This window comes from Planosporangium thailandense, from assembly GCF_011947195.1.
GTDB lineage: Bacteria > Actinomycetota > Actinomycetes > Mycobacteriales > Micromonosporaceae > Planosporangium > Planosporangium thailandense.
Window position 1 is genome coordinate 107,934 of record NZ_JAATVY010000013.1, and the last position, 25,478, is coordinate 133,411.

Annotated in this window: 30 protein-coding genes; 17 read left to right on the forward strand and 13 right to left on the reverse strand. The window is 70.2% G+C overall.

The features are described 5' to 3' along the window. Window positions 1-89 precede the first annotated feature (89 nt). Both HC031_RS18750 and HC031_RS18755 read left to right on the forward strand, forming a co-directional pair. On the forward strand, window positions 90-479 hold the full coding sequence (locus tag HC031_RS18750) for a hypothetical protein (RefSeq protein WP_205862939.1): 390 nt from the start codon (window positions 90-92) through the stop codon (window positions 477-479). A gap of 5 nt (window positions 480-484) precedes the next feature. Beyond that, the gene (locus tag HC031_RS18755) at window positions 485-826 is read left to right on the forward strand and encodes a DUF3817 domain-containing protein (RefSeq protein ID WP_338090730.1); all 342 of its coding nucleotides are present in this window, start codon (window positions 485-487) and stop codon (window positions 824-826) included. On the opposite strand, the gene HC031_RS18760 is transcribed toward HC031_RS18755, so the two are convergent. From HC031_RS18760 to HC031_RS18790, 7 genes are all read right to left on the reverse strand, one after another. Beyond that, window positions 807-1,286, reverse strand: coding sequence for an ATP-binding protein (locus HC031_RS18760; protein ID WP_338090731.1), 480 nt, complete (start codon window positions 1,284-1,286; stop codon window positions 807-809). The two genes, HC031_RS18755 and HC031_RS18760, sit on opposite strands and share 20 nt — an antisense overlap. Before the next feature lie 234 nt (window positions 1,287-1,520). Continuing rightward, window positions 1,521-1,997 carry a YybH family protein gene (locus HC031_RS18765; RefSeq protein WP_167926645.1) on the reverse strand — a complete coding sequence of 159 codons (477 nt, stop codon included), beginning with the start codon at window positions 1,995-1,997 and terminating at the stop codon, window positions 1,521-1,523. Between the two features lie 110 nt (window positions 1,998-2,107). After that, window positions 2,108-2,617 carry a metallophosphoesterase family protein gene (locus HC031_RS18770; RefSeq protein WP_205862922.1) on the reverse strand — a complete coding sequence of 170 codons (510 nt, stop codon included), beginning with the start codon at window positions 2,615-2,617 and terminating at the stop codon, window positions 2,108-2,110. Window positions 2,618-2,720: 103 nt separating this feature from the next. After that, a complete protein-coding gene (locus HC031_RS18775) occupies window positions 2,721-3,323 on the reverse strand; it encodes a hypothetical protein (RefSeq protein ID WP_167926646.1) in 603 nt (200 codons plus the stop codon). Window positions 3,324-3,414: 91 nt separating this feature from the next. Continuing rightward, the gene (locus tag HC031_RS18780) at window positions 3,415-3,780 is read right to left on the reverse strand and encodes an STAS domain-containing protein (protein WP_167926647.1); all 366 of its coding nucleotides are present in this window, start codon (window positions 3,778-3,780) and stop codon (window positions 3,415-3,417) included. Between the two features lie 92 nt (window positions 3,781-3,872). Continuing rightward, a complete protein-coding gene (locus HC031_RS18785) occupies window positions 3,873-4,598 on the reverse strand; it encodes a GAF and ANTAR domain-containing protein (RefSeq protein ID WP_167926648.1) in 726 nt (241 codons plus the stop codon). A 99-nt stretch (window positions 4,599-4,697) separates the two neighbouring features. Continuing rightward, complete coding sequence (locus HC031_RS18790; protein WP_205862923.1) at window positions 4,698-5,465, reverse strand: ATP-binding protein; 768 nt, start codon at window positions 5,463-5,465, stop codon at window positions 4,698-4,700. Window positions 5,466-5,593: 128 nt separating this feature from the next. Here HC031_RS18790 and HC031_RS18795 point away from each other — a divergent pair, with 128 nt between their 5' ends. From HC031_RS18795 to HC031_RS18810, 4 genes are all read left to right on the forward strand, one after another. After that, window positions 5,594-5,875: a hypothetical protein gene (locus HC031_RS18795; RefSeq protein WP_167926650.1), complete on the forward strand. Its 282-nt coding sequence runs from the start codon at window positions 5,594-5,596 to the stop codon at window positions 5,873-5,875. A gap of 282 nt (window positions 5,876-6,157) precedes the next feature. Beyond that, on the forward strand, window positions 6,158-7,690 hold the full coding sequence (gene rfaE2 / locus HC031_RS18800) for a D-glycero-beta-D-manno-heptose 1-phosphate adenylyltransferase (RefSeq protein WP_167926651.1): 1,533 nt from the start codon (window positions 6,158-6,160) through the stop codon (window positions 7,688-7,690). Window positions 7,691-7,770: 80 nt separating this feature from the next. Then, complete coding sequence (locus HC031_RS18805; protein WP_167926652.1) at window positions 7,771-7,944, forward strand: hypothetical protein; 174 nt, start codon at window positions 7,771-7,773, stop codon at window positions 7,942-7,944. Window positions 7,945-8,000: 56 nt separating this feature from the next. Further along, window positions 8,001-8,891, forward strand: a complete 891-nt coding sequence (locus HC031_RS18810) for a glycosyltransferase (RefSeq protein WP_167926716.1) — start codon at window positions 8,001-8,003, stop codon at window positions 8,889-8,891. Between the two features lie 44 nt (window positions 8,892-8,935). Here the strand turns inward: HC031_RS18810 and HC031_RS18815 are convergent, their stop codons facing one another. Then, entirely contained in the window at window positions 8,936-10,060 is a 1,125-nt protein-coding gene (locus tag HC031_RS18815; protein ID WP_167926653.1) for a baeRF2 domain-containing protein, read from the reverse strand. A gap of 158 nt (window positions 10,061-10,218) precedes the next feature. On the opposite strand from HC031_RS18815, the gene HC031_RS18820 reads away from it, so the two are divergent. Then, window positions 10,219-10,704, forward strand: a complete 486-nt coding sequence (locus HC031_RS18820; protein ID WP_167926654.1) for a phosphatase domain-containing protein — start codon at window positions 10,219-10,221, stop codon at window positions 10,702-10,704. Between the two features lie 150 nt (window positions 10,705-10,854). Here HC031_RS18820 and HC031_RS18825 read toward each other — a convergent pair whose 3' ends face one another. Next, complete coding sequence (locus tag HC031_RS18825; protein ID WP_167926655.1) at window positions 10,855-11,256, reverse strand: DUF3140 domain-containing protein; 402 nt, start codon at window positions 11,254-11,256, stop codon at window positions 10,855-10,857. Window positions 11,257-11,393: 137 nt separating this feature from the next. Here HC031_RS18825 and HC031_RS33955 point away from each other — a divergent pair, with 137 nt between their 5' ends. The 10 genes from HC031_RS33955 to HC031_RS18875 all read left to right on the forward strand — a co-directional run bounded on the left by HC031_RS33955 (window position 11,394) and on the right by HC031_RS18875 (window position 20,364). Then, the gene (locus HC031_RS33955) at window positions 11,394-12,209 is read left to right on the forward strand and encodes a sortase (RefSeq protein ID WP_167926656.1); all 816 of its coding nucleotides are present in this window, start codon (window positions 11,394-11,396) and stop codon (window positions 12,207-12,209) included. A 127-nt stretch (window positions 12,210-12,336) separates the two neighbouring features. Continuing rightward, window positions 12,337-14,835, forward strand: coding sequence for a chemotaxis protein CheW (locus HC031_RS18835; RefSeq protein WP_338090732.1), 2,499 nt, complete (start codon window positions 12,337-12,339; stop codon window positions 14,833-14,835). A 6-nt stretch (window positions 14,836-14,841) separates the two neighbouring features. Then, the gene (locus tag HC031_RS18840; protein WP_167926657.1) at window positions 14,842-15,288 is read left to right on the forward strand and encodes a chemotaxis protein CheW; all 447 of its coding nucleotides are present in this window, start codon (window positions 14,842-14,844) and stop codon (window positions 15,286-15,288) included. A 144-nt stretch (window positions 15,289-15,432) separates the two neighbouring features. Next, window positions 15,433-16,335, forward strand: a complete 903-nt coding sequence (locus tag HC031_RS18845) for a hypothetical protein (RefSeq protein WP_167926658.1) — start codon at window positions 15,433-15,435, stop codon at window positions 16,333-16,335. Window positions 16,336-16,556: 221 nt separating this feature from the next. Further along, window positions 16,557-17,792: a chemotaxis-specific protein-glutamate methyltransferase CheB gene (locus HC031_RS18850; RefSeq protein WP_167926659.1), complete on the forward strand. Its 1,236-nt coding sequence runs from the start codon at window positions 16,557-16,559 to the stop codon at window positions 17,790-17,792. Further along, window positions 17,789-18,643 carry a CheR family methyltransferase gene (locus HC031_RS18855; RefSeq protein ID WP_167926660.1) on the forward strand — a complete coding sequence of 285 codons (855 nt, stop codon included), beginning with the start codon at window positions 17,789-17,791 and terminating at the stop codon, window positions 18,641-18,643. The genes HC031_RS18850 and HC031_RS18855 overlap by 4 nt, the downstream gene beginning before the upstream one ends. A gap of 6 nt (window positions 18,644-18,649) precedes the next feature. After that, the gene (locus HC031_RS18860) at window positions 18,650-19,036 is read left to right on the forward strand and encodes a response regulator (protein ID WP_167926661.1); all 387 of its coding nucleotides are present in this window, start codon (window positions 18,650-18,652) and stop codon (window positions 19,034-19,036) included. Then, window positions 19,033-19,503, forward strand: a complete 471-nt coding sequence (locus HC031_RS18865) for a chemotaxis protein CheX (protein ID WP_167926662.1) — start codon at window positions 19,033-19,035, stop codon at window positions 19,501-19,503. The genes HC031_RS18860 and HC031_RS18865 overlap by 4 nt, the downstream gene beginning before the upstream one ends. 8 nt (window positions 19,504-19,511) lie before the next feature. Next, on the forward strand, window positions 19,512-19,874 hold the full coding sequence (locus HC031_RS18870) for a response regulator (protein WP_167926663.1): 363 nt from the start codon (window positions 19,512-19,514) through the stop codon (window positions 19,872-19,874). Window positions 19,875-19,881: 7 nt separating this feature from the next. After that, window positions 19,882-20,364 carry a hypothetical protein gene (locus HC031_RS18875; protein WP_167926664.1) on the forward strand — a complete coding sequence of 161 codons (483 nt, stop codon included), beginning with the start codon at window positions 19,882-19,884 and terminating at the stop codon, window positions 20,362-20,364. Between the two features lie 202 nt (window positions 20,365-20,566). Here HC031_RS18875 and HC031_RS18880 read toward each other — a convergent pair whose 3' ends face one another. From HC031_RS18880 to flhA, 4 genes are all read right to left on the reverse strand, one after another. Continuing rightward, on the reverse strand, window positions 20,567-20,947 hold the full coding sequence (locus HC031_RS18880) for a hypothetical protein (RefSeq protein ID WP_167926665.1): 381 nt from the start codon (window positions 20,945-20,947) through the stop codon (window positions 20,567-20,569). A 17-nt stretch (window positions 20,948-20,964) separates the two neighbouring features. Then, window positions 20,965-21,615, reverse strand: coding sequence for a PilZ domain-containing protein (locus tag HC031_RS18885; protein WP_167926666.1), 651 nt, complete (start codon window positions 21,613-21,615; stop codon window positions 20,965-20,967). Beyond that, on the reverse strand, window positions 21,608-23,146 hold the full coding sequence (locus HC031_RS18890; RefSeq protein WP_205862925.1) for a hypothetical protein: 1,539 nt from the start codon (window positions 23,144-23,146) through the stop codon (window positions 21,608-21,610). Before HC031_RS18890 ends, HC031_RS18885 begins: the two co-directional genes overlap by 8 nt. Window positions 23,147-23,411: 265 nt before the next feature. Then, complete coding sequence (flhA, locus tag HC031_RS18895) at window positions 23,412-25,451, reverse strand: flagellar biosynthesis protein FlhA (RefSeq protein ID WP_167926668.1); 2,040 nt, start codon at window positions 25,449-25,451, stop codon at window positions 23,412-23,414. Window positions 25,452-25,478: the final 27 nt, after the last annotated feature.

Genomic DNA, 25,478 nt, shown 5'->3' on the forward strand with positions numbered 1-25,478 from the left:
CCGGCGGTCCGGGGACATGGGCCCGGCCGGGTACGCTCGCAGACGTGGCCCGGTTTCTGACGCCGTCGTGGTTGGCGCGTCATGTGCTGATGTTGGTGCTGGTCATCACGTTCCTCGGGCTCGGCTGGTGGCAGGTCGGCCGGGCGCGCGGCGGCAACCTGCTCAGCTTCGGGTACGCGTTCGAATGGCCGCTGTTCGCGGGCTTCGTCGTCTTCGTGTGGCTCAAGGAGATCCGCACGACACTGCGCAAGGGGCAGCCCGCCGCCGAGCCGGCGCCGAGCCCGGCCGTGGCGGACGAGCTGGAAGGGCTGCCCGGTTACGTGCCGTTCCGGGCGACCGCGGTGCAGCGGGGCACGGTGCGGCCGGAACAGGGGGTCGACGACGGCGACCCGGACCTGGTCGCGTACAACCGGTACCTGGAATGGTTGGCCGCCAACCCCGGTCGCCGGCCCAGCGAGTATCCGAGTTCGGAAGGATGACAGCAGTGGAGTCCGCTCTCAAGCGTTACCGCATCGCCGCCTACGTCGTCGGCGTCTTCCTGCTGATCCTCACGTTGATCGCGATGCCGCTGAAGTACCTGCCGCCGCACAACGCGACCCTGGTGGCGATCGTGGGACCGATCCACGGCTTCCTGTACATGGTCTACCTGGTGGTCGCGTTCGACCTGTCGATGCGGGCGCGGTGGCCCTTCACGTACACGCTGGGGGTGCTGCTCGCGGGGACGATCCCGTTTCTGTCGTTCGTCGCGGAGCGCAAGGTGACCCACCGGGTGCGGGCGGCCCTCGCCGCGACCGCCGCGGAGCCGGTCAAGACAGCTGCGAGATGAGGGAGTTGGGCTCCCACTCCAGCTTCTTCTCGAAGTGCATGATCGTGCCCTGCTTCGGGTGATGGCCCAGCTGGACGTTCTCGGTCAACATGCGGATCAGGTGTAGTCCGCGGCCCTCTTCGGCGCTCGGGTGCGGCATGGAGGCCTGCAGCGACGCCTCGTCGTAGCCGTGCCCGCTGTCGACCACGTCGATGCTGCAGGTGGCGCCCTCGATCGAGATGCTCACCTCATACTCGTCGGAGAACGCAGCGTGCTGCACGACGTTGGCGCACGCCTCGGTCAGCGCGAGCTCGACGTCGTAGCGGATGTCCTCGACGACACCCAGCGCGTTCAGCGCCGACCGCACGACCCGGCGACTGATGGAGACACTTGACGTGTCTCTGGGTAAGCTCAGTTTGACGGTCACCTGCATGTTCTGGCCCCTCGCCATCAGCCGCGCCCGGCTCGGACATCGACCCATGACGCGACAGAAGAGGTTGGTTGCCGCTACGCTACACTGCCGCGTCCAGGGGTGCCCGTTCGCGGTCGATGGCAAACCAGCCGGAGAGTTCGCGAGGGTCACATCTTCTCGAAGAATTCCTCAGCGCGAGGGAAAACCCTCCGATGGTCATCGTGCCGGGCCCCTTCGCCTGCCGGACCGCTCGCCGCTGGGACGGGGCCCGGCCCGAGCTACCGCCCCTGCCGGGGCGCGCGTTCAGCGCAGGACGTTCGACGTGTCGAACTCGTCCATCTCCCGGCCGCGCGCGAACGTCTCCTCGTCGACCGTCCCGCCCTCGTCGGAGTCGTAGTCCAGCACGATCCGCCAGACCCCGTCGCGTTTGCGGCAGATCGTGTGGAACATCCCGTACCAGAGGTACTCGTCGGTGTCGGGGTAGGTCAGCCCGAGCCGGTAGACCCCACGCTCGGACGAGGCGTCGTCGCCGGTGTGCCGCTCAAGGAAGCGGAACCGGATGTCGAGCCGGCCCTCCTGGACGGCGACCCATTGGAACCACTCGCGCAGCCGCCCGGCGTACTCCTCGAATCCGCCGACCCATCCGCCGTTGCCTTCCACCCGGATCACCTCGGGGGAGTGCAGCGCGATGAAGGCCTCCACGTCGCCGAGCGCGTACGCGTCGGAGAACGGGATCCAGACGTCGCGGTTGATCTCGCTGAGCACGTCCGCATTGGCCAACGGGATCGCTCCTTCGTAGGCGCCCCACCGACACCCGCGGCCGTACGGTAACACCGTCCGGTAAGGACTGTTAAGGGGTCGCGCATCGGTCGGGCGTCAGCCGAAGACGATCATAGTCGGGGCAGCGGATGGAGGGCGACCTCCACCAGCTTGCCGTCGCGGATCTCGGCGGTCAGGTACGTGGCCACCGGCTGCCGCCGCCGGTCGGTCGGTGACCCCGGATTCAGCAGCCGCAGGCCGCCGGGCGCGACGCTGTCCCACGGGATGTGGCTGTGACCGAAGACGAGCAGGTCGACATCGGGAAACCGGGCCGCGCAGCGGCGCTCGCGGCCGGCGGCGGGACCGGTCTCGTGGATCACTGCCAGCCGGAGGCCGGCCAGCTCGGCGCGGGCCACCTCGGGCAGCCGCGCGCGCAGCGGCGGGCCGTCGTTGTTGCCGTACACCCCGATGAGCCGGGCGGCCCGGGCCTCCATCCGGTCGAGCAGCGCCACGTCGACCCAGTCGCCGGCGTGCACCACCACGTCGGCCGCCTCGATCGCGTGCCACAGCGGCCCGGGAAGGTCACGGGCCCGCTTCGGTACGTGGGTGTCGGAGGTCAGCAGCAGTCTTATCGCGGTCATCGGTGTTTCAATACTGCCTGCGTCTAGTACTTCCTGCGTCTAGTACTTCCTGCGTCTAGTACTTCCTGCGTCTAGTACTTCCTGCGTCTAGTACTTCCTGCGTCTAGTACTGCTCGCGGATGGTCCGCCAGCGCGGACCCATCCGGGAGCCGAGGTCGGCCAGGAACGCCTCTGACAGCGGCGGCCAGTTGACGAACCGCACCGCCAGCTCGCCCACCAGGTACCCGTCGGGCCACTCACCGAGCGGGCGGGCCGCGCCGCAGCCCGAGCAGGTGACCCGTGGCTCGTCGCCGTCGAGCCACGGGCGGATCAACGTCTCCAGGGTCGCCTCGGGCAGCTCGTACCCGCAGTCGGGGCAGGCCGGTGCGTCGTGTTCGGAGGTGTCCCGGTAGAGCTCGCGCTCGACGAGGATCTCGACGCCGTTGTCGGTGAGCTCGTTGTCGGTGAGCTCGTTGCCGGTCGCGGCATCGTCGGTGCGGCGGGTGCGGTCTTCGGCGCCGGCACGGCGGGTGTCGCGGAAGCCGGGCGCGGCGGCCTCGGCCCGTGGACCGGGCAGGTACCCGCTCGGCTGCCGGGCGTCACCCCGTACGGGGTTGGGCGCGATGACCCCGGTATCGAGGAGCCACCGGATCACCGCGTCGGCCCGATCGGCGGCCTCGATGGCCCCGACCGACATCTCGACGACTGTGACGCATTCGTCACCCACGGTTTATCAGCCTAGGTGGCCTGGGCGTATCGAGCGAGACCTCACTCACGATTGCGGGCCCTCACTCACGTTCGGGTGACCGCGCCGGCGGTCACAGCCGGACGACCACGAGTCCGGCCACGTCGGCGTGTCGTGCGGCGTCGACGCTGCGGTAGGTGGGGAACGCGTCGAGCAGCCCGACGACGGCCAGTACCCGGGCCACATGGCGGTTGGGGGCGGCCAGCCGCAGGTAGCCGCCACGGCTGAGGCGCTCGTTGTTGGCACGTACGAGCGTTCCGATGCCCGTCGAGTCGCAGAAGGACAGGTCGGAGAGGTCGACGATGAGGCGGGTGCAGCCGGCGTCGATCAGGTCGCGGAGGTGGTCCTCCAGCTTGGGGGCGGAGGCGATGTCCAGCTCGCCGGTCAATGCCGTGATCGCCGGATCCGTGTCGTCCACGGTCGCGATGCCCAGTTCCATTGCTCGCCCTTCCGATGGTTGGCGTGAGCATACGTGCCCATGATCCGGCGCGCGCAGCCACCGCGCCGCAGCGTCGCAGGTCAGCGGGCCGCTCAGGCCGATCGGTTGCCGATGGCGGTGACCAGCCGGTCGGCCACCTCGTGCAGTGGCACGCCGACGTTCACCGAGGCCTGCTGCAGTACCTCGAGCGCTTCCTCGGCGCGGCAGCCCCGCTGGGCCATCACGATGCCGATGGCCCGGTTGACGGTCTCCCCGCTCGCCAGCGCCTCGGACAGGTCGGCGGCCAGGCCGGCGAGGCGGCCGCGGTCGAGCACGGCCGCGAGCAGCAGACCGGCGTGCTCGGCGACCAGCATGGCCGCCAACTGGACATCGGGCGAGAACGCGTTCGGCTCGCCGACGTACAGATTCAGCGCCCCGATCACGTGGTCGTCGATGTCGAGCGGCATCGACAGCACACCCACGATGCCGTCCTCGATCGCGGCCTCCCGCCACTGCTGCCAGCGGTCGTCCGCGGCCAGATCACCGGCGACGACCATCTCGCGGGTGCGGATCGCGGTGAGCGCGGGACCGTCGCCGATCTTGTACTGGATGTCGTCGATCCGGGCGGTCAGCGGGCTCGATGCGACCTGGGTGGTCGGCGCCCCGGCACGGATCAGGGTGATCCCACACCATGATTCACCGGGCACCGCCTGTGCGGTCGTCGCGACCAGCGACTCCAGAGCCTCGTCGAGGTCATCGCTCGTGATGAGGCTGGCAGTCAGCTCCCGTAGCAAGGAGGCGATCTCCACCACATGGAGCTGACCGGTTCCCTCACCCATTCCTGTTTCTCCCCTCGGCGCGTCAGCGTGCCCCGGCACGCCGGCCTGACGCCTACCCAGCGGGCCTGCGGGAAACACATGTGTGACGTGGGGGACACCTCATGCACGCGCTGTCGGTACTTTCGCCCACACCACCTTCCCGTCGCCGACGCAGGTCATGCCCCAGTCCCGACACAGGGCATCCAGCATGAGCAGGCCTCGGCCGTGCTCGTCGAGGGCGCTGGCCGCGCGCCGCGTCGGCAGCACCGGACTGTCGTCGCCGACCGAGATCTGAAGGTCGTCCTGGCGCAGCGAGACGGTGAACGTGACGCGGCTGCCGGCGTGCCGGACCGCGTTGGCGACCAGTTCGGTGGCGACCAGTTCCGCGGGCTCGAGCGAATCCTGTACCGACCAGGAGCGGCAGGCCCGGCCGAGCAGCCGGCGGGCCACCGGCGCGGCGACCGGGGACGCGGGTAGCGCTTCGCGCAGCCGGTACCGCGGCCCCCCGGTGTCGAGCCGGGCACAGGCGGCGTCCACGGAGGGGTAGGACGCGATGTCGCAGCCGCTGCGGCGGACTGCGGCGAGCAGGGTCGGAGAGGCGCCGGCGAACACGACGGTACTGCCGGGCCACGTCATCGCCTGGCGCCGGAGGTCGGCGAAGAGCTGGGCGCCATCGTCGGCCCGTACGGACAGGTCGGTCACGTCGAGAACCACGGCGTCCGGCTCGGCGGCGAGGCAGCACCCTACGCACGCCCGCAGATCGGGCACGCCTGCCGGGTCCAGCCGGCCGGCCAGGTGGAGGACAGTCACCGGGTACTCGGACGCCACCGCGCAGGTGAGCGGTCGACGGAGCTCCTCCGTACCTCGGTGTCCGGTCCGTGGCTTCATGTCCGAGTGCTACCCGCCGCTCGGAGCTCCAATCGTGGCGCCGGTGGTACCACCCCGAGGTGGAGTAGCCGTTTTGGCGCTCCCGTCGCTGGGTAGACGAACACGGATCGTTACGAAGGGAGCATCCGATGAGTGCACCGCGTGAGGACAACGTGAGCGCGCCGCGTGATCAATCCGGCGTATGGCGTGACGACGAGCGGTTGCCCTTGTCGGAGCTCGGCAAGGCGCTGGCGCAGTACTCCTTCGACGGGCAGATCGACGACCCGACCGGCGGTGACGCCAGCTCCGAGCAGGAGTTCGGCGACGAGGAGCGGTTTGTCGAGTTGAACACCAAGCGGGATCCGGACCCGGACACCGAGGCCGGCCGTCGGGCCCGGCCGTCGTTCGAGGGCAAGTCCGGCCCGGTCTGAGCACCGGCTCACTGATCATGCGGCCTCGGCGCCGGCCGCAGCGCCACGATCTGCGGCGCCACGACTTGCTGTACGCCCTTGCGGCGTGAAGCGGTCAACCCCAGGGCACCTGTCTCATTCGCGCCGTGTGTCATCCGCGCTGTGTCTCATTCCCGCTGTCGGGCGCGGCCGCCCTGCTGCCGGCTGCCGCGGTCGCGCTGCGGCGCACGTACCCAGCACGAGGATTCACGGATCCCGAACGGGGTATGCCCGATGCGACCCGGCAAGGACAGGAGGGCGTCGATGACGCTGAGCGACCTACCCGACCGGTGGTGCGGCACCACCGTGCTCGTCGTGGGCGACGCGCTGCTCGACGGCTGGCTCGTAGGCTCGCCGCGCCGGCTCTGCCGAGAGGCGCCGGCGCCGGTCCTCGAAGTGGAGCGTACGACCTACGCCGGCGGTGGGGCGGCCAACGCCGCGTGCAACGTCGCCGCGCTCGGCGGGCGGGCCGTGCTCGTGGGCGCGATCGGCGAGGACCCGGACGGTGGCCGGCTGCGGCGCAGACTGGACGCGGCGGGCGTCGACCACCGGCTGGTGTCCGTACGGGGCAGGCGCACCATCGCCAAGCGGCGGCTGGTCGCTGACGACCAGATCGTGCTGCGCTTCGACGAGGGCGACAGCGGCCCGCTGCCCGAGGAAGCGACGGCGGCGCTGGTCGAGAAGGTCGGCGCCGCGCTCGACGAGGGCGTCGACGCGGTGATCGTGGGTGACTACGGCGCCGGTGGAGTCGACGACGCGGTACACGCGCTGCTGGCGCAGCGGCGCGCGCACATCCCGCTGCTGGTGGTCGACGCGCACGACCCCCGGCCCTGGGCGAGCGTCCGTCCGGACCTCGTCACGCCGAGCTTCGCCGAAGCCTGCCGGCTGCTGGACTGCGACGCCGCCGCGGTCGACGGGCGCCGGGCCGAGTGGGTCACCGACGCCGCCGACCGGCTGCTCGCGCTCGCCGGCGCGCCCGCCGTGGCGGTGACGCTCGACGTGGAGGGGGCGGTCGTGCTGACCGGGCAGGTCGAGCCGGTACGCACGTACGCGCAGCCCGCGCCCGCGAGCCACGCCGCGGGCGCCGGTGACGCATACGTCGCGGCGTTCACGCTGGCGCTCGCCACGAACGTGCCGCTCGCCGACGCCGCGGAGGTGGCGCAGCTCGCCGCCACGGCGGCCACCCGGGGCCGTACGCCGGGCACCGCGGTCTGTGACACGCGCGGACTGCTGGAGGTCGGTGGGGCGGGCGACCCGGTCGCGATGTCGGTCACCGACCTGGTCGCGGCCGTGTCGGCGCACCGCAAACAGGGCCGCCGGATCGTGTTCACCAACGGCTGCTTCGACGTGCTGCACCGCGGTCACGTCGGCTACCTCAACCAGGCCAAGCGCCTCGGCGACGTGCTGATCGTCGCGGTCAACTCCGACGACTCCGTACGCCGCCTCAAGGGCCCCGAGCGTCCGGTCAACCCGGTCGAGGACCGTGTCGCGGTGCTCGCGGCGCTGGCCTGCGTCGACCACGTCGTGATCTTCGAGGAGGACAGCCCGGCGAACCTCATCGCGTTGGTGCAGCCGGACCTGTACGTCAAGGGCGGCGACTACCGCCCGGAGACGATCCCGGAGGCGGCGCTGGTGCGCAAGCTCGGCGGCGAGGTGCTGACGCTGGACTACCTGCCGGACCGGTCCACCACGAAGCTGATCGGCCGGATCCGGGCCGGCGCGGCCCGACCGGCGACCCGCCTGCCGAAGCAGGGGCACGCGTTCGACGGGGCGCGCGGTCGGCGTACCCGCCCGTGAGGTGGGTTGCCCGGGTGGGCGGTGGGTATGAGTGCGGTGGGTATCAGTCCCGCGGAGCAGTGAACGCAAAGGGAGAAGCCATGCCCAATGTTCAGCAGCCGGAGATGCGCCGTAGCGGGCAGGACCCGTTGGTGACCGACAGCGTGAAGGACACCGCGACGACCTCGGCCGGCGGCGCCAAGGGCGACGACCGGGCGCTGCACAAGGTGCCCGAGGACCAGAAGTCACCGTACGGGCCGCAGTCGACGAAGTGAGCGCGCAGCAGGGTGTGCCGGCTCCGGGGAGCCGGCACTACTTGTGTTCCGCGGGGTTGCGGTCGCTCGACCCCGGTGACCCGGTGGCGTTCGCCGCTGAGCGCGAGTTGGACGTCCTGGTGCCGACCCGCAACCGGCCGGTCGAGCTGGCCGCCGCCCTCGCCGGGCTGGCCGCCCAGGACGCCGCGTTCGGCGTGGTGGTGAGTGACCAGTCGGACGCCGAGCCCGCCTGGCTGCACCCCGCCGTGGCCGGCATCGTGCGCGCGCTGCGCTACGCCGGGCACCCGGTCCTGCTCGAGCAGCACCTGCCCCGGCGGGGACTGGCCGAGCAGCGCGGTCACCTGCTGTCGCGGTCGCGCGCGAGATACGTGCTCTCCCTCGACGACGACATCTGGCTGGAGCCCGGCGCGGTCACCCGGCTGCTGACCGCCATCAAGCAGCTCGGCTGCGGCTTCGTCGGGAACGCGCCGCACGGCCTTTCGTACGCCGACGAGCACCGCCCGCAGCAGGAGGCGCCGTTCGAGGAGTGGGACGGCCCGGTACGACCCGAGCGGATCGACGCGCGCGGCCCGAAGTGGGGCCGGCACACGGTGCACAACGCCGCGAACCTGCTGCACATCACCGAGCGGCTGGGCCTCGCGCCGGGGGAGTGGCGGGCGTACAAGATCGCCTGGATCGGCGCGTGTGTGCTGTACGACCGGGCGAAGCTGCTCGCGATCGGCGGGTACGGCTTCTGGCCCGATGTGCCGGCGGCGCACGCGGGTGAGGACGTCGTGGTGCAGTTGCGGCTACAGGCGGCCTACGGCGGCGCGGGCATCGTGCCGAGCGGCGCCTACCACCTGGAGTCCCCGACCACCGTTCCCGACCGTGACGTCCAGTGCTTCGACGTGGTGTCGGCGACCTCCGGTGCGCCGGCCGCCGCTGAGCAGGGGGAGGTCCGGGTCTGAGCCCGGGCCTCCCTCCACCAGCAGCCCCCGGTCACGAGCCCCGGTCACCGTCTGCGGGTGGACGCGTCGGCGTAGCGCAACAGCGCTCCCACCCCGCTGTCGAGGTCGACCTCGTCGGGCGAGACGAGGACCAGGTCGGCGTCGGTCGCGGCGAGGGCGCGCAACAGGGCCGCGTCGGCGCGTACCTGGATCGGGTTCTGCGTACCCATCTCCCGGAGCTCCTCGGCGGTCATCGCGATCTCGCTCGGCGTTTCGCCCACCCACAGCTTCGCCGTGGAGGACAGGTCGTTGACCAGTAGCACCGTGTCGACCTGGGCGCGCTGGAGCGCCGAGACCGTCGCGGCGAGCCCCACGCCGGCCGCGGCGTCGCGGCCGCGCTGCGTCTTGAACGCGTCGATGACCTCGGACACGTGCTGTGCGGCCAGCGCGGCGACGGCCTGCAGTGTGACGTCGTCGAGCGGGTCGGGGTCGGCCCCGGGCGCCCGTACGCCGACGTCGGTCTCGATGTAGCGCTTCTGCCACCACTCCGGCAGCTGGCCGATGAGCAGCCGGCGCGCCTGCGCCTCACCGGCGACGATGATGGCCTCGGCAGCCATGTCGCTGGCCATCTGGGCCACCGCCTCGGCGATCTCCTGCGCGTTGCGCTGCCAGGTCATCTGGGTCGCCCGCCAGTGGTGGGAGTACGACCAGCCGCCCGCCTTGGCCCGGTGCAGCGGGTACAGGTTGTGGCCGTTGATCTGCCCGCGGCGCGCCACGCCGCCGACGGTGGCGCCCTCGAAGTCCGCCCCGACGCGGTTGACGACGATCCGCAGCCAGGCGACCTGCTCGCCGTACCCGGAGATCATCGGCATGGCGTGTGGCAGCGGCCCGAACGTCGCGACGTGGTCGAGTGGCGTGGCGAGGATGGGCACGCTCAGCGCGACCTCGCCGTGGCTGGCGAACGCGGCCAGCCAGTACTGGCCAGGCACCGGATCATGGTTGAGGACGACGTTTTCGAGCGCGTCCAGCGTGGCCGTGTCGGCACCCTGGTCGGACAGCTCCTCGCGGGCGGCCCGCCAGCGCAGCTCGATGGCCTTGGTGGCGTTCTCGGACTCGTGGCTCGCGTCGAGCAGGACCGACGCCCACGGCCCCGGGCGTTCGGCCAGCGGACGAAGCATCGATAGGTGCATCAGTTACCCCCTGGTTGGCGTCTTTCGCTCGTACCCTCAGCCGGCTGCTTGTCACGCGATTGCCGCTATCGAGGGACCCGGCGGGGGCGGTTGTGGTGGCGGGGGCGGTGGTGGCAGTGGTGTCGGTGGTCGGCGATCCACGTGATATCTGTTGAGCCGTGGCGGCAGGCAGGCCGTTGGCCGTGTTCGACGTGGACGGCGTGGTCGCCGATGTCCGGCACCGCCTGCACCACGTGGCCCGCCGGCCCAAGAACTGGCGACGGTTCTTCGCCGGCGCCGCGGGTGACCCGCCGCTGGCTCCCGGAGTGGCGCTCGCACGGGAGTACGCCCGCGACCATCGCCTCATCTGGCTGACCGGCCGGCCGGAGTACCTGCGCCCGGTCACCGAGCACTGGCTGTCCCGCCACCACCTGCCGGTCGACGAGCTTCTGATGCGGCCGACGTCCGATCACCGGCCGGCGCGCGAGTTCAAGGCCGAACAACTGCGCCGGCTCGGCCGGTCGGGCGAGATCGCCATCGTGGTCGACGACGATCCCGCGGTGGTCGCGAAGCTGACGCAAGCGGGGTGGCCGGTCCGGCTGGCCGACTGGGTGCCGTACGCCGAGTCGCTGCGGGAGGCGCAGGAGCGCGAAGGCCGCACATAGGTTTTCCGGCCGTGTACCTTCCGGCCGCGTCGGTTCCCGGCACGGGGCTCTCGTGGTGGTGGGCGTGGGGCGGGCTGATCGCCGCCCCGGTCGCGGGCACCCGGAGGGCTGGCTGATCCGCCGGATGCCCGCGACCGGGGGTGTTCGGCGTCAGGTCGCCGTGGTGGGTGTGAGCGCCTGCAGCAGCGCCTCGGCGTCCGCGCCGCGCGGTGAATCCGGTCGCAGCGGATCGTGGCCCAGCGTCAACAGGGTGTCACGCCACGGTCCGTTGATCTCTCCGTCGTCGGGCTTGTTCGTCAGGCGCCCGACCACCAGTTCGGTGACGAGCCGCATCGTCGCCACGTCGTCGTCGGTCAGGTCGACGCGCCGTTTCTCCAGGATCCGCAGGACCCGCTCGCCGAGCTCGTGGATGTCGATGCCGGGCTCCGGGGCGTACGCGTCAGCGCCGTCGGGGGTCGACAGCAGCCAGTCGCGAAGCTCCGGGGAGGGCATGTTCACCACGCGGTGGAAGACGTCCCAGGTCTGTTCGATGTCCGGATTGCCACGGGTCATCTCGATCACCCCCTAGGCCGTGCTAATTACCCCGGGTGACGTGGGGTGAACCGCCGGGCTGAGGAGTGAGATGACCGAGACGGTAGAGCCTGACCGGTTAAGTACTTATACCCTAATTAACAGATATAGTTCGGTTCATGCGCGCCACTCGTTCCACCGACGCGGCTGCCGGGACCACCGAGTCCACCGAGTCCACCGAGTCCGGCGAGTCCACCGTTTCCGCTGCTCCGGTGGCGCGCCGCCGGCCGGACCTCGTCCAACGCCTGCTCGGGGCGGTCGCGGCGGTACTGGTGACCGGCGGCCTGGTCCTGGTCGGCGGGGCCGGCCTGAACCTCTGGTCCCGGGTGCACCGCATCGAGGCCAGCCAGGCGAAGCTTGTGCACGCGGTCGACGCCGCCTGGCCGCCGATTCCGGTACGGCCGGCGGGCCGTGGGGGCGCCGGCGGCCAAGCGATACCGGCGGGGCAGGACACGGCGGCGGGGCAGGGATCGGCCGGGCAGGACTCCTCGGGCGCCGTCGCCAGGCTCCACATACCCCGGCTGCGGCTGGACCTGGTGGTCGTCGAGGGCTCCGCCGATGCCGACCTGCTGCGCGGCCCCGGGCACATCCCGGGCACTCCGCTGCCCGGACAGCCGGGCAACGTGGGGATCGCCGGTCACCGGTACCCGGGGGTGTTCTGGGACCTGGACCGGCTCCACCCCGGTGACCCCGTGGTCCTGGAGACCTCCCGGTCCTGGTACGTCTACCGCGTCGACCGGGAGATGACCGTCGGCCCGTCCGACGTCGACGTGCTTTCTCCACATCCCGCCGGTGCGCCTACCGGCGCCCGGGACCTTCTCACCCTGGTCACCTGTGACCCGGTCTTCACCACGCTGCGCCGGTTGATCCGGCAGGCGGTGCTGGTACGGACCACGCCGCGAGCCGACGGCGCCCCGCCGGAGCTGACGGGCTGACGGGCTGGCGGTCTGGCGGGGCTGACGGGCTGACGGGGGCTGACGAGCGTCGGGCGGCCGGACGAGGCGTGAACCGCCCAAACGTCCGATCCAGCCAAAATCTCAGCTGCGACCGAGCGTTGCCGATGTGGGCCTCGTAGAAAGGGAGGCGGCGTTGGACGAGCTCGGCGACATCGTCCAGGAGTTCCTCGTAGAAAGTCACGAGAACCTGGACCAGCTTGACCGTGACCTGGTGGCACTTGAGCAGCAGCCGGGGTCACGAGAACTGCTTTCAAGCATTTTCCGGACGATTCACACGATCAAGGGCACGAGCGGCTTCCTCGCTTTCAATCGACTGGAGCGAGTGACGCACGTCGGTGAGAACCTGCTCGCCCGGCTGCGGGACGGTACGCAGGTGATGACGCCGGAGACGACGGACACGCTGCTGCGGATGGTCGACGTCGTCCGCACCCTCCTCGCCGCGATCGAGGAGACCGGCGCCGAGGGCGAGGTGGACGTCGAGGGCGTGATCGCCGCTGTTACCAGCTGCATCGACAGCGGCGACGGCGCAGGCGCCAAGGCGGTGGCCGCTCCGGGCGGCCCCGCGTCCCCGACCGCCGCGTCCCCGGCCGCCGCGTCCGCCGGCGCCGCCGCTACCGCGCCGGCCGCGGGGCCCGCCATCACGGAGCCGCCCGCCGCTGTGGTGGGCGCCGCTGTGGTGGGCGCCGCTGTGGTGGGCGCCGGGGCCGCGCCCGAGGCGGGTGCGGAGACCACCCCGGAGGCCTCCGCGGGCGGTCCGGCCGCCATTGAGGCCGTGGCGCAGGCGTCGTCCGTCGAGGTCTCGCCCCTGGAAGCCGTTGCCGAGCCGGCACCGGACGCCCCCGTAGCCACGGCCCCGGCCGGATCCGTCGACGACGAGCACGGCCCCGGACAGGCCCGCCGCAGTATCGCGGACAGTTCCATCCGGGTCGACGTGGATCTGCTCGACAAGTTGATGAATCTAGTGGGTGAGCTGGTGCTCACGCGTAACCAGATGTTGCGGGCGGTCAACGCGTCGTCGGACGCGACGTTGGCGCGGACGGGTCAGCGGCTGAACCTGATCACCAGTGAGCTGCAGGAAGGCGTGATGAAGACGCGGATGCAGGCGATCGACCACCTGTGGTCGAAGCTGCCTCGCGTCGTGCGCGACCTGTCCAGCTCCGTGGGCAAGCAGGTCCGGCTGGCGATGGAGGGCCGCGAGACCGAGCTGGACCGCAGCCTGCTGGAGGCGGTCAAGGACCCGCTGACGCACCTGGTGCGCAACGCCGTCGACCACGGTATCGAGGCGCCGGCCGACCGGGTGGCGGCGGGCAAGGCGGCCGAAGGGGTACTGACCCTGCGCGCCTACCACGAGGGTGGGCACGTCATCGTGGAGGTCGCCGACGACGGTAAGGGCATGGACCCCGACCGGATCGCCGCGGTGGCGGTCAAGCGGGGGCTGCTGACCCGTGACCAGGTGGCGCACATGGAGCGCCGGGAGATCCTCAACCTGGTCTTCAAGCCGGGCTTCTCGACCGCGGACAAGGTCACCAACGTCTCCGGCCGCGGCGTCGGCATGGACGTGGTCAAGACCAACATCGAGCGGATCGGTGGCGCCGTCGACGTCGAATCCACGCAGGGCGAGGGTACGACCTGGCGGCTGACGATCCCGCTGACGCTGGCGATCATCCAGGCGCTCACCGTGGAGTGCGGCACCGAGCGGTACGCCATTCCGCAGGTCGCGGTGCACGAGCTGGTGTACCTGGACGGCCAGAACGGGCGGGTGATCGAGCACGCGATGGGCGCGCAGGTGTACCGGCTGCGCGGCAAGCTGCTGCCGCTGGTGCGCCTGGACGAGACCTTGGGGCTGCCGGCGCGCAGTGGCGACCGCGACGTCTACGTCGCGGTGCTGCAGGCCGACGGCCGCCGCTTCGGCCTGGTCGTCGACCGGGTACTCAACACCGAAGAGGTCGTGGTCAAGGCGCTGTCGTCGCGGTTCAAGGAGATCGGCATGTACGCCGGGGCGACCCTGCTCGGTGACGGGCGGGTCGCGCTGATCCTGGACGTGCCGGCCCTGGCGCGGCGGGCGCACCTGAACGTGGGTGCGGTCGAACGCGCCCAGGCCGAGATCGACGCCCAGACCCGTGGCGCCGGCGACGCCGTCGACCGGCTGCTCATCGCCGGGGTCGGCGACCGGCGGGTGGCGATCCCGCTCGACATGGTCACCCGGCTGGAGGAGTTCCCGCTGGAGCGCTTCGAACGGGTCGGCGCCCGCGAGGTGGTGCAGTACCGCGACCAGATCCTGCCGGTGCTGCGGCTCGCCCAGCTCCTCGGCGTCTACAGCGCCGCGGAGGACGAGGCGACCTCGGTGCCGGTGGTCGTCTACACCGAACGCGGCCGCAGCGTCGCCCTCGCCGTGGACCGGATCGTCGACATCGTCGAAGACGTCGTCGACGCCAAGCGCGACTTCGGCGACGACGGGCTGATGGGCTCGGCGGTCATCCAGCAGCGGGTCACCGAACTGCTCGACGTGCGCCGGGCGATCATGGCCGCCGACCCGCGGTTCGACGCCGACGCCGACACCGACGCCGGCTACGACATCGAGCAGACGATGATGGTGGGAGCGTAAACGCAGATGGCAAGTCGTCAGTACGCCACCTTCGAGGTGGCCGACCAGCTGTTCGGCCTGGACGTGGCCAACGTGCAGGAAGTGCTGTCGTTTCACGAGTACACCCCGGTGCCGCTGGCACCCCGCTCGGTCGGTGGGCTGTTCAACCTGCGCGGCCAGGTCATCGCCGCGGTCGACCTGCGCGTCCAGCTCGGTCTGCCCCCGCGCGACTTCGAGGGCCCGGCGATGAACGTGATCGTGCGTACCGAGGAGGAGTCGGTCAGCCTGCTCGTCGACCGCATCGGCGAGGTCGTCGAGCTCGACGACGAGGCGTTCGAGCCCCCGCCGGACACGCTCACCGGTCCCAGCCGGGACCTCATCACCGGGGCGTTCAAACTCGACACCCGCCTGATGCTCGCCCTCGACACCGCCCGCGCGGTGCAGACCTCGACGGCAGACGGCAACGACGAGTAGGTATTCTCCGATCTTGGGCGTTCGGGCGACCGGTAAGGGTTGCGCGGGCGCCCAAGACTCGTTGTGCGGTACTTGTACGCAGAGTTACCCAGATGTCCGATCGGGGGACAGCGCCGGGAGCAAGACGGTTGCAGACTCGGTGCCATGTACAGCCTCGTCAGCGCTCCCGTCCTCGGATTCGACCTGACCCGCCTGCCGGGCGGGGCGGCAACCGCTGAAGTGCTTCTCCGTAGCCTCGTGCTCACCGAAAGCGATCTTCATGTTCTCGCCAGCTTCCGCCTCGACGATTGGGACCGGCTCAACCTGTGGCAGGACGTGGACGACGCGGCTCGCCGGCGGCAGACCGTACGGGACCTGTCGGCCGACCCGGCCGAGGCTCACCAGACCCTCTCCCTGCTCGAACAGGCGCCGATCGGCACGATCGACGGCCTGCTGCACTGCCTACGCCACGATGTCCTGGACTGGACCTGGGAGTCGGTCGAGGGGGCGCCGGCGGTGCAGAGCCCGATCGCGGCCCAGGCCACCTCGGTGATCTGTGACGCGGTCGTCGCCGCGTACCTGCGCGACCTGTTGCCCGTGCCGACGCGCCGCAGCCTCGCCGCGGGTTGGCTCGCCGCAGCGCGCTGGCTGTCGGAACGCCCGATCCACCTCGGACCGCAGCATGACGACATCTCCGCGCTGCTGAGCCGGGTCCGGGCGCTCGGCCCGACCCGGTACGTCCGGCTGGCGGCCGCCGCCGCGGCGACCCGCCACCACGGTGTCGGTGGCTGGGCACCTGCGGTGCACGGCGCCTCGTGGGCGGTCTACGTCTCGGGGCGGATCCGGTCCGCCGCTGCCGCGCAGCTCCAGCTCGTTCAGGCGGTCGACGGCGCGGGCATCCCGGTGTCCGACCGCGCCGGTGGGGTATGGAACCTGCTCAGCGGCGCGGTGCAGGCCCTGACGGTCCGCGACATGCTCGCCGCGGAAACCGTGAGCCGCCTCGTCGACCCTCTGATGACGGCGCTCGATCTGAGCGAGGTCGCCGAGCCGGCGGGTTCGGGGGAGTAGCCGCCCCCGGACGGGTCGCGGCCCGGCTGTGTCGCCCGTGCCGCGACCGTACTGATCGACGGGTGTTTGTGGCCGACAAGGCGCTTTGATCCCCGATGGTTCCTGCTTCCCGGAATCGCGCTGTTCACCGCGTACTTTCCTCATCCGGCTCCTGATCGCGCCGATATGGGTTCAGGACGGATGACCGGGCGGTCGTCCCTGCGCCATTGGGAGGCCGCTTCGTGATCTCGGTACTGGTGGTTGACGACTCGGTCGTCATCCGACGCCTGGTGACAGACGCGTTGGCCGAGGATCCCGAGATCCGGGTGGTGGGTACCGCGCCGAACGGGCGCGTGGCGCTGGCAAAGATCGAACAGCTCAAGCCCGACCTGGTGACCCTCGATATCGAAATGCCGGTCCTCGACGGCCTGGGCACCCTTCGCGAGCTGCGGCCCCGGTACCCCCGGTTGCCGGTCATCATGTTCAGCACGCTGACCGCGGCGGGCGCGAGCGCCACGCTCGACGCGCTCTCCGCGGGCGCGAGCGACTACGTCACCAAGCCCAGCAACGTCGGCAGCTTCGCCGAGTCCAGGCGCAGCGTCCGGGAACAGCTCATCCCACGAATCCACGCGCTCTGCGAACGGGGCCGCCGACTCCGCCGCGATCCGGCGGCCGATCGCCCGAACACGTCGCCGGCCGCCGGCGGCTTCTCATTCCCACCCGCCCTCCCCGGTCTCGCCGGCATCCCGCGTCCGCCGCGGTCGGCACCCGGATCGCCCGGCGCGTCGCCGCCCACACCAGGCCGCCCCGGTGTCGCCCGCCTCGACTCCGCCCGCGGTGAGTCGAGCCGATCTGAGCGGCGGCGTACCGAACAGGTGGAGGTACTCGCGATCGGCTGCTCGACGGGCGGTCCGGAGGCCCTGTCACAGGTCCTGCAGGCCCTTCCCGAAAACCTGCCGGTGCCCGTCGTGGTGGTTCAGCACATGCCGCCGGTGTTCACCAAGATGTTCGCCGAGCGACTCAACCGAATCTGCGCCCTCGAGGTCGTCGAAGCCGCGGGAAACGAACAGGTGCGGTCCGGCACCGTCTACATCGCACCCGGTGACTTCCACCTCGAGGTGGTCCGTTCCGGCGCCGCGGTGGTGACGAAGCTGCAGAGCGGTCCACCCGAGAACTTCTGCCGGCCCGCCGTCGACGTGCTGTTCCGGTCGGTCGCGAAGGTGTACGGCGGCAAGGTCGTCGCGACGGTGCTGACCGGCATGGGGCAGGACGGCAGGCGCGGCGCCGAGGTGCTCCACGCCGAGGGCGCGGAGGTCGTCGCCCAGGACGAAGCGACCTCGGTGGTCTGGGGCATGCCGGGCGCGATCACCCAGGCCGGCCTCGCCGACCTCGTGCTCCCGCTGCCGGAGATTGCCAACCATCTCATCTCGCGGGCCACGGCCACCGGTACGGCGCGGAGCAAGGAGGTAACGCGATGACGCTGACAGCTCAGGAGTTCGCGTACGTCAGTGAGCTGGTACGGCGCCACTCCGCAATCGTCTTGGAGACCGGCAAGGAGTACCTGGTCGAGGCCAGGCTCCTTCCGCTGGCCCGCCAGGCGGGCATCCCGACCGTCTCGGAGTACGTCAACCGGGCGCAGCAGCGACCGGAGCCGGACACGCACGACAAGATCGTGGACGCGCTGACCACGAACGAGACGTCGTGGTTCCGCGACGGCGAGCCGTTCCAGACGGTTGCCGAGGCGGTGCTGCCCAAGCTGATCGCGGACAGGTCGGCCAACCGGATCATTCGCGTCTGGTCGGCCGCGTGCTCGAGCGGGCAGGAGCCGTACAGCCTCGCCATGGTCCTGCAGGAGACGCTGCCGGCGGGTTGGAGCTACGAGATCGTCGGCACCGACATCTCGCAGGAGATGCTGTGCCGCGCGGAGGCCGGTCGCTACACGCAGCTTGAGATCAACCGCGGTCTGCCGGCGCACATGCTGGTCCGCCACTTCGAGCGGGAGGGTCCGCACTGGCGCGTGTCGGGCGGACTTCGCCGGAACATCTCGTTCAAGCGACTCAATCTGGCCGCGCCGCTGCCGCCGCTGCCGCAGTTCGACATCGTGTTTCTGCGTAATGTCCTCATCTACTTCAACGTCGAGACGAAACGGCAGGTTCTGGACCGGGTCAGCGCCGTGATGCGCCCCGACGGATGGTTGTTTCTCGGGTCGGCGGAGACGACCATCGGCATCGACGACCGGTTCGAGCGCGTGGCCGCCGGTCGCAGCTCCGCGTATCGCCTACGGGGCGGTAAAGCCACGCCGTCAACCGGTGAGTTGGGAAAGGGGTGATCACCGATGCTGGCATTGGTGATCGATGATTCTCGGGCGATCCGAATGATCCTCGGTCGAATTCTGGCCAACCTCGGGTTCGAGGTGCGGGAGGCAGGAAACGGCAAGGAGGCCCTGGACGTGCTCGCAGCAGCCGAGACCGTTCCCCGGGTCGCGCTCGTGGACTGGAACATGCCCGAGATGAACGGACTGGAGTTCGTGGGCGCGGTCCGTGAGGACCCGAAGTACCGGTCGATGGCGCTGATGATGGTCACGACCGAGAGCGAACAGAGCCAGATCGTCCGGGCCCTGGCCGCCGGCGCGCACGAGTATGTGATCAAGCCGTTCACTCCGGATGCCATCGAAGAGAAGCTTGCGCTACTGGGCGTACTGACGAATGGAGCTGCACAATGACCGCTGGTCCCATCCTCGCCGACGGAGACCTGTTAGCGATAACAGAGCAGATCTGGGCCTCGTACCTCGACCTCGACGGTGCGAGCCCGTTCGTTCCGTTGTCCTCCGCCGAGCCGGCACTCGATGTGCACGCGTCGGTGTCGGTGACCGGCGCCTGGCGCGGCCACATCCTGGTGACCTGCTCCATGGGCGCCGCCCGCAACGTGGCCGGCGCTCTGCTGGGTATCGACCTTGACGACGTCACCCCTGAGGACGTCTCCGACGCGGTCGGCGAGCTGGCCAACATCATTGGCGGCAACGTCAAGAGCCTCATGCCCGAGCCGTCGGCGCTGTCGCTCCCGGTCGTCCTGGTCGACGGCAACGTCGGCTTTCCGTCGGCCATCGAGGTGGGCAGCCTCGTCGGGGAGTGGCTGGGTGAGCCGATCGCTGTACAGGTTCTGGAAAGCACTGCCGAGAAGGACAAGTGACGGTACCGATGAAGATTCTGATCGCGGATGACAGCCGGGTGATGCGGCAGATCGTCACCCGCACCCTGCGTCAGGCCGGGTACGACGACCACGACGTGATTGAAGCCGCCGATGGTCGGCAGGCGTTCGACGCGGTGGTGAACGAGAATCCGGACCTCGTGCTTTCCGACTGGAACATGCCGGAGATGACCGGCATCGAGGTGCTGCGCATGCTGCGCGCGAACGGGGTCGAGGTGCCTTTCGGTTTCGTTACCTCCGAGGGGACCGCGGAGATGCGTAACACCGCCGAGGAGGCCGGGGCGATCTTCCTGATCACCAAGCCGTTCACGGCCGAGGCGTTCCGCGACGCGCTGGATCCGATTCTTGGGTGAGTGAACGATGTCCAGCCTTCTGCCCCAACCGAAAGAAGTCCGTGACCTCTTCGAGGACCTCCTCGGGCGTTCCATCACGGTCGGCCCGGCCAATCCGGTTCTCGCCGAAGACCTGAAGACGACGCTCGTGAGCCTGTACACCGATGACCGCACGAAGCTGTGGGCGGTGGTCGGCATGGATCTGGCGCTCACCGTGTACGCCGGAGCCGCGATCGGTCTGCTTCCTCCCGGCGGCGCCCAGGACTGCGTGGACGACGGTGTCGTCACGGACGCGGTCGCCGAGAACGTCCGCGAGGTCTGCAACATCATGACCACCCTGCTCAATCGGGAGGGTGGGCCGCATCTCAAGCTCTACCAGGTGTTCCTGCCCGGTGAGACGCCGCCGAGCGACGCCGGCACGCTCCTGCTGGCGCTCGGCCGCCGCCTCGACCTGACCGTCGACGTCGCCGGGTACGGCAGTGGCAGGGTCTCGGTGGCGCTGGCCGAGTAGCGCTCAAGTCGGGTTGCGCCCTCCGGACCCACCCCATCCCCAACGACAACTCCCCGCGTGACAACGGTGTCGCGCGGGGAGTCTTCTTGTGGTCGGAGGTCCCTGCCGTCTGGCGGCCGTGCTTCCTGAGGGGCCGTGGTTCCTGAGGGCCGTGATTCCTGAGGGGCCGTGCTTCCTGAGTAGCCGTGCTTCCGGGCCGGGCCTATTCGGCGGCTTCGTTGACCGTCTCCAGGTCGAGCCTCGTCACACCAACCGGCTCCCGGTCGGTGCTGCGCCGCGCCGGTGTGGCGTTGGTCCTCTCCTGGGCGGCTTCGTGGGTGGCTTCCTGGGCGGCTTCGTATGCGGCTTCGTCGGCTGCTTCCTGCGCGGCGCGACGGGCGGCCGCGCGCAGCTGTACCTCGTTCATGCGGCGGTAGCCGTCCGTCAGCCCACGCAGCATCCACAGCATCAGCGTCGCGACCAGGGCTGCGATCAGGTACCTGGTGAGCGCCTCCGTGTAGCTCATGTCGTGCGCTACGAAGGCGTGGTAGAGCGCCGGGCTGTCCAGCAGCGCGGCGAGCAGGAGCGTGGACAGTCTGGCCATCTGGCTTCCGGACCCCGTCAGTAGTCGTCTTCGGCGGCGGCCCGCCGGGCGAGGATCTGCTGGCGCATCACGTACCGTCGCACCACTTCCGCCTGGCGCTCGGACAGCCGCAGGGTCACGATCATGTCGACCGTCTGCGAGATGGCATCCTCGATGGTGCGCAGCACCGACCCGTCGGCGTCGAGCATGTCGTCGCCGAGCCGGATCACCGCGCTGACGGCCTCACGATCGGCGAGCCTGGTCCAGTTGTCCTCGCCGGGCTTGACACCGGGGATCCTGAACCGCACACCGCCTTCGCTGATGTCCAGAGCGAAGCCGGAGATCTCGGCGTCGTGTTCCTTCGCGCGTACCCGGACCGACTCGCCGCCGCCCGCGCGTACGTACCGGCGTCGCTGGTGGAGCATGGGCTCCGACTCGATGCTCAACGTCCAGCACCGTCCAGGCACGCCCTCGACCCGCGACGTCGACACCAGCGTGGTCTCCACGACGTAGCGTCCGCGTTCACCGGCGCCCCAGCCGAGCAGGATGAAGCTGCCGATCTCGGGCGGCTCTACCGTCCCGTTCACGGGAATCGCGACGATCGCGGTCTTCCCGTCGATCATCTCGATACGAGAATCGAAGTCGGTCCCGTCAACCGTGAGGTTGATCGACGAGCTGACCTCAGGCATCGGCTCGGTCAATGTCCCTTACCTCTTCCAAGCGGTGACACAGCAATTCGGCCCAGATGCCCGGGGTGGCCGTGCGGCCATCGATCATGGCAACCGGAATGCCCAGTTGGAGGATGGCCGCCGGGTCGCCCGTGATCGCGCAACCGTGTGCCGCGATCGCATCCACCCGTCCGATATCGGCCAGCCAGGCCCCACTATCGGCAGTCTTACGTGTGACGTCCACCACACCCCAGACGCATGTGGGGTCGAGGCTCTCCACGATTGAGCGCGCCCACCGGGTACCCCCGCCGGCGCGCCCGATACCGTTGGCCGGACCGTTGGTGGCCGGACGGGCGACGGCGGCGATGTCGCCCACCCCGACCGCGTCGGCCTCGCTGTCGACGACGACGATGAGCGGCAGGTTGGAGTCGCGGCGCAGTTTGGCGACGCGCGTCGCGGCCTGCGCGGGATCGGTCAGCCGCCGGGCCGGGTGGACGCTGGTGCCCGCGTAGTTCACCGCGGCGAGCAGGATGCGCGACGGCGGCAGCTTCAGGGACTGGGCGACCGTGCTGGCGATCGACATCGACGTGATCCGCTCGCCGACGATCACCAGCAGTTCGCCCGCACCGGCCGGTAGCTCCGGCGCCGTCGGCAGAAGCTTGATGACCCGGCTGATCTCGCGGTACGAGTCGGTACCGGTGATCAGCGTGGCCAGCTGGCGAGGCAGCCCGAGGTGGGTCAACGCGGCCGGCAGCGGTGTATTGGGGTTCAGGCGCTTAGGCTGGTAGCGCGGGATCAGCTGGCTGTCCGTCGTGTACTGAGGAACGGTCTCGACCGCCAGGGTGCCGACTGTCAGGCTCTCGGTAGTCAGGCTCCCGGTAGTCAGGATCTCGGAGGTCAGGTTCTCGACCGTCGGGCTCTCGACCTGTGCCGGCTCGAGCGGTGTGATGTCGAGCGGCGTGATTTCGGTCGGCGCCGACCCGACCGGTGTGGTGGCTTTCCACGCCGCGGCCAGCCAATCGGAGACCCCGGGCTCGGCGGCTTTCGGCTGGACGAATTCCGGCTGGACGGATTTCGGCTCAATCGTTTCCGGCTCAGTCGTTTCCGCCCCGACCGATTGCAGACCGGTTGACAGGACGGGAACCTTCCAGTCCGATACGCCGTACCCGGACAGCACGTCGGCGAACGCCGCCGCGCCGGCGCTGACTCTCTGCGCCTCCTGCATCGCGTTGTCCGCGCCAGCCGACTCGTCCGGTCCCAGGTACGGCAGAAACTCGCGCTCCTGGGCCTCGACCAAGGCGACCAGTGCGTCAGCGGGGCTGACGCGGTCGACGTTCGCCCTGGCGGGCATGGTCGCGGCCGCGGCAGGCTCCGCGGCCAACGTCGGCTTCGCAGCGGTCAGCGGCTTGGCGTCGATCGGCGTGGCGACTACCGGCTTGGCGTCCATCGGCTTGGCGACTACCGGCTTCGCGGCGGTCACCGGCTTGACGTCGATCGGCTTGACGTCGATCGGCTTGGCCGGCGCGGGTACCGTCGGTTTCGCGATCGTCATCGGCTTCGCGGGCGCCGGCCGTTCCGCCGCCGCTCTCGGAGTCGTCGCTCTCGGAGTCGCCGCCGTCGGAGTTGCAGCTGGCGAAGTCGCGGCCGTCGCGGTCGGGGTGGTCGGCCCGTCGGCGACCTCGATCGTCAGCTCGTAGCGTTGGCGGGCGAACATGCCGGCGACGCCGGTCGCGCGTACCCGGTCAGCAGAGACGATCCTGGCCGCGGGGCCGTGCTCGGCCCGCACCCGGGCCAGCAGCTCCTGGATGTCAGTACCCTCAAGCAGCAATCGAGTAGGCACCGCTCACCACTCCCACGGTCTCCACGCGCAGCGCGCACTGGGCTATCTCGGAATAAGACAGGACGGGCAGCCGCGGTACCGCCATCTGAAGCAGACGCCGCAGCGGCAACCGGAGCTGAGGAGAGCAAACCACCACGGGAGTGGCACCGCGTTGCTCGGCGGTTTCAATCAGGTGGTTCAGCTCGTCCACCATGGTCTCCGCCCGCACGGTGTCGACCAGCAACTGCATGCCGTTGTCGGAGGGGCGTAGCGATTCGAGCAGCGACTGCTCCAGGCGCGGGTCGAACGTGATGGCGGTCAGTGCCCCGTCGGTTGCGTACCGGGCGGCGATGGCCGGGCCGAGCGCGGTCCGGGCCGCCTCCAGCAGTGCGTCCTGGTCGGTGAGCGTCTTGGCGGTCAGCGAGAGCGACTCGAAGATGCGTACCAGGTCGCGGATCGGCACGTCCTCGTCGAGGAGGGACTGCAGGACCCGCTGTATCTGGCCGAGGCTGAGCAGAGCCGGGGTGAGCTCTTCGACGACCACCGGGTGCGTGGACTTGACGACGTCGGTGAGCGCCCGTACGTCCTCGCGCCCGAGCAGGCGGCTCGCGTTGGCACGGACGACCTCGGCGAGATGCGTGATGATGACCGATGCCCGGTCCACGACGGTTGCCCCGGACAGGTCCGCCTGGTGGCGCAGCTCGGCCGGTACCCACTTGCCGGGCAGGCCGAAGACCGGCTCGACGCCGGCCCGGCCGGGCAGGAAGTCGAGGTTCTCGCCGATCGCGAGGACGGTGCCGGGAGGCGCCTGGCCCTGGGCGACGTCCACGCCGCTGATGCGGATCGCGTACGTCGACAGCGGCAGGTCGAGGTCGTCGCGGGTGCGTACCGGCGGCATCACGATGCCCAGGTCGAGGGCGACCTTGCGGCGCAGCGACCGTACCCGGTCCAGCAGGTCCCCGCCGGCGCCGTCGACGAGGTCGACGAGGTCGGGGGAGAGCGCGAGTTCGAGTGGGTCGACGCGCATCTCGCCGAGCAGCGCCTCGGTGGCGTTGGGGGCGGCAGGCAGTGCGTCCTGCGCCTCGCCGGTCTCGTCGGTCGTGGCGTTGGGAATCCGCTGCGCGATGAACAGGACGGCGCTGCCGGCCAGCAGGAACGGGATCTTGGGTAGGCCGGGGATCAGGCAGAGGACCAGGGCGGCGCCGCCGGCGATCCGCAGGGCGGTCCGGTGTTGGCCGAGCTGGCGGGCGACGTTGGAGCCCATGTCGCCGTCGGTGGCCGACCGGGTGACGATGAGGCCGGTCGCGACCGACAGCAGCAGCGCCGGGATCTGCGAGACCAGACCGTCGCCGACACTGAGGAGGCTGTACTTCTGGATCGCGTCGGTGGGGGAGAGCCCCTTGCCGATCATGCCGATGGCGAAGCCACCGATCAGGTTGATCAGCGTGATGACGATGGCGGCGATGGCGTCGCCCTTGACGAACTTCGAGCCACCGTCCATGGCGCCGTAGAAGTCGGCCTCCGCGGCGACCTCGGCGCGCCGCTTGCGCGCCTCCACCTCGTCGATCAGGCCGGCGTTGAGGTCGGCGTCGATGGCCATCTGCTTACCGGGCATGGCGTCGAGGGTGAACCGGGCGCCGACCTCGGCGACCCGCTCGGCGCCCTTGGTGATGACCAGGAACTGGATCACGACCAGGATCAGGAAGATGACCAGGCCGATCACGAGCTGGCCCCCGACCACGAAGTGGCCGAATGCGGAGATCACCTTGCCCGCGTCGCCGTTGAGGAGCACCAGGCGGGTGGCGCTGATGTTGAGCGCGAGCCGGAACAGCGTGGCGATCAGCAGCAGCGACGGGAACACGGAGAAGTCCAGCGGTCGTTTCACGTACATGCTCACGAGCACGATCAGCAGCGCTGCGGTGATATTCAGCGCGATGAGCAGGTCGATGAGCATGGTGGGGAGCGGAACGACCATCATGATGATGATCAGAACCACGCCGATGGGGACGGCGAACTGACTCAGCCTGCGACCGGACACGACACCTTCTACTGTGCGGCTACTATT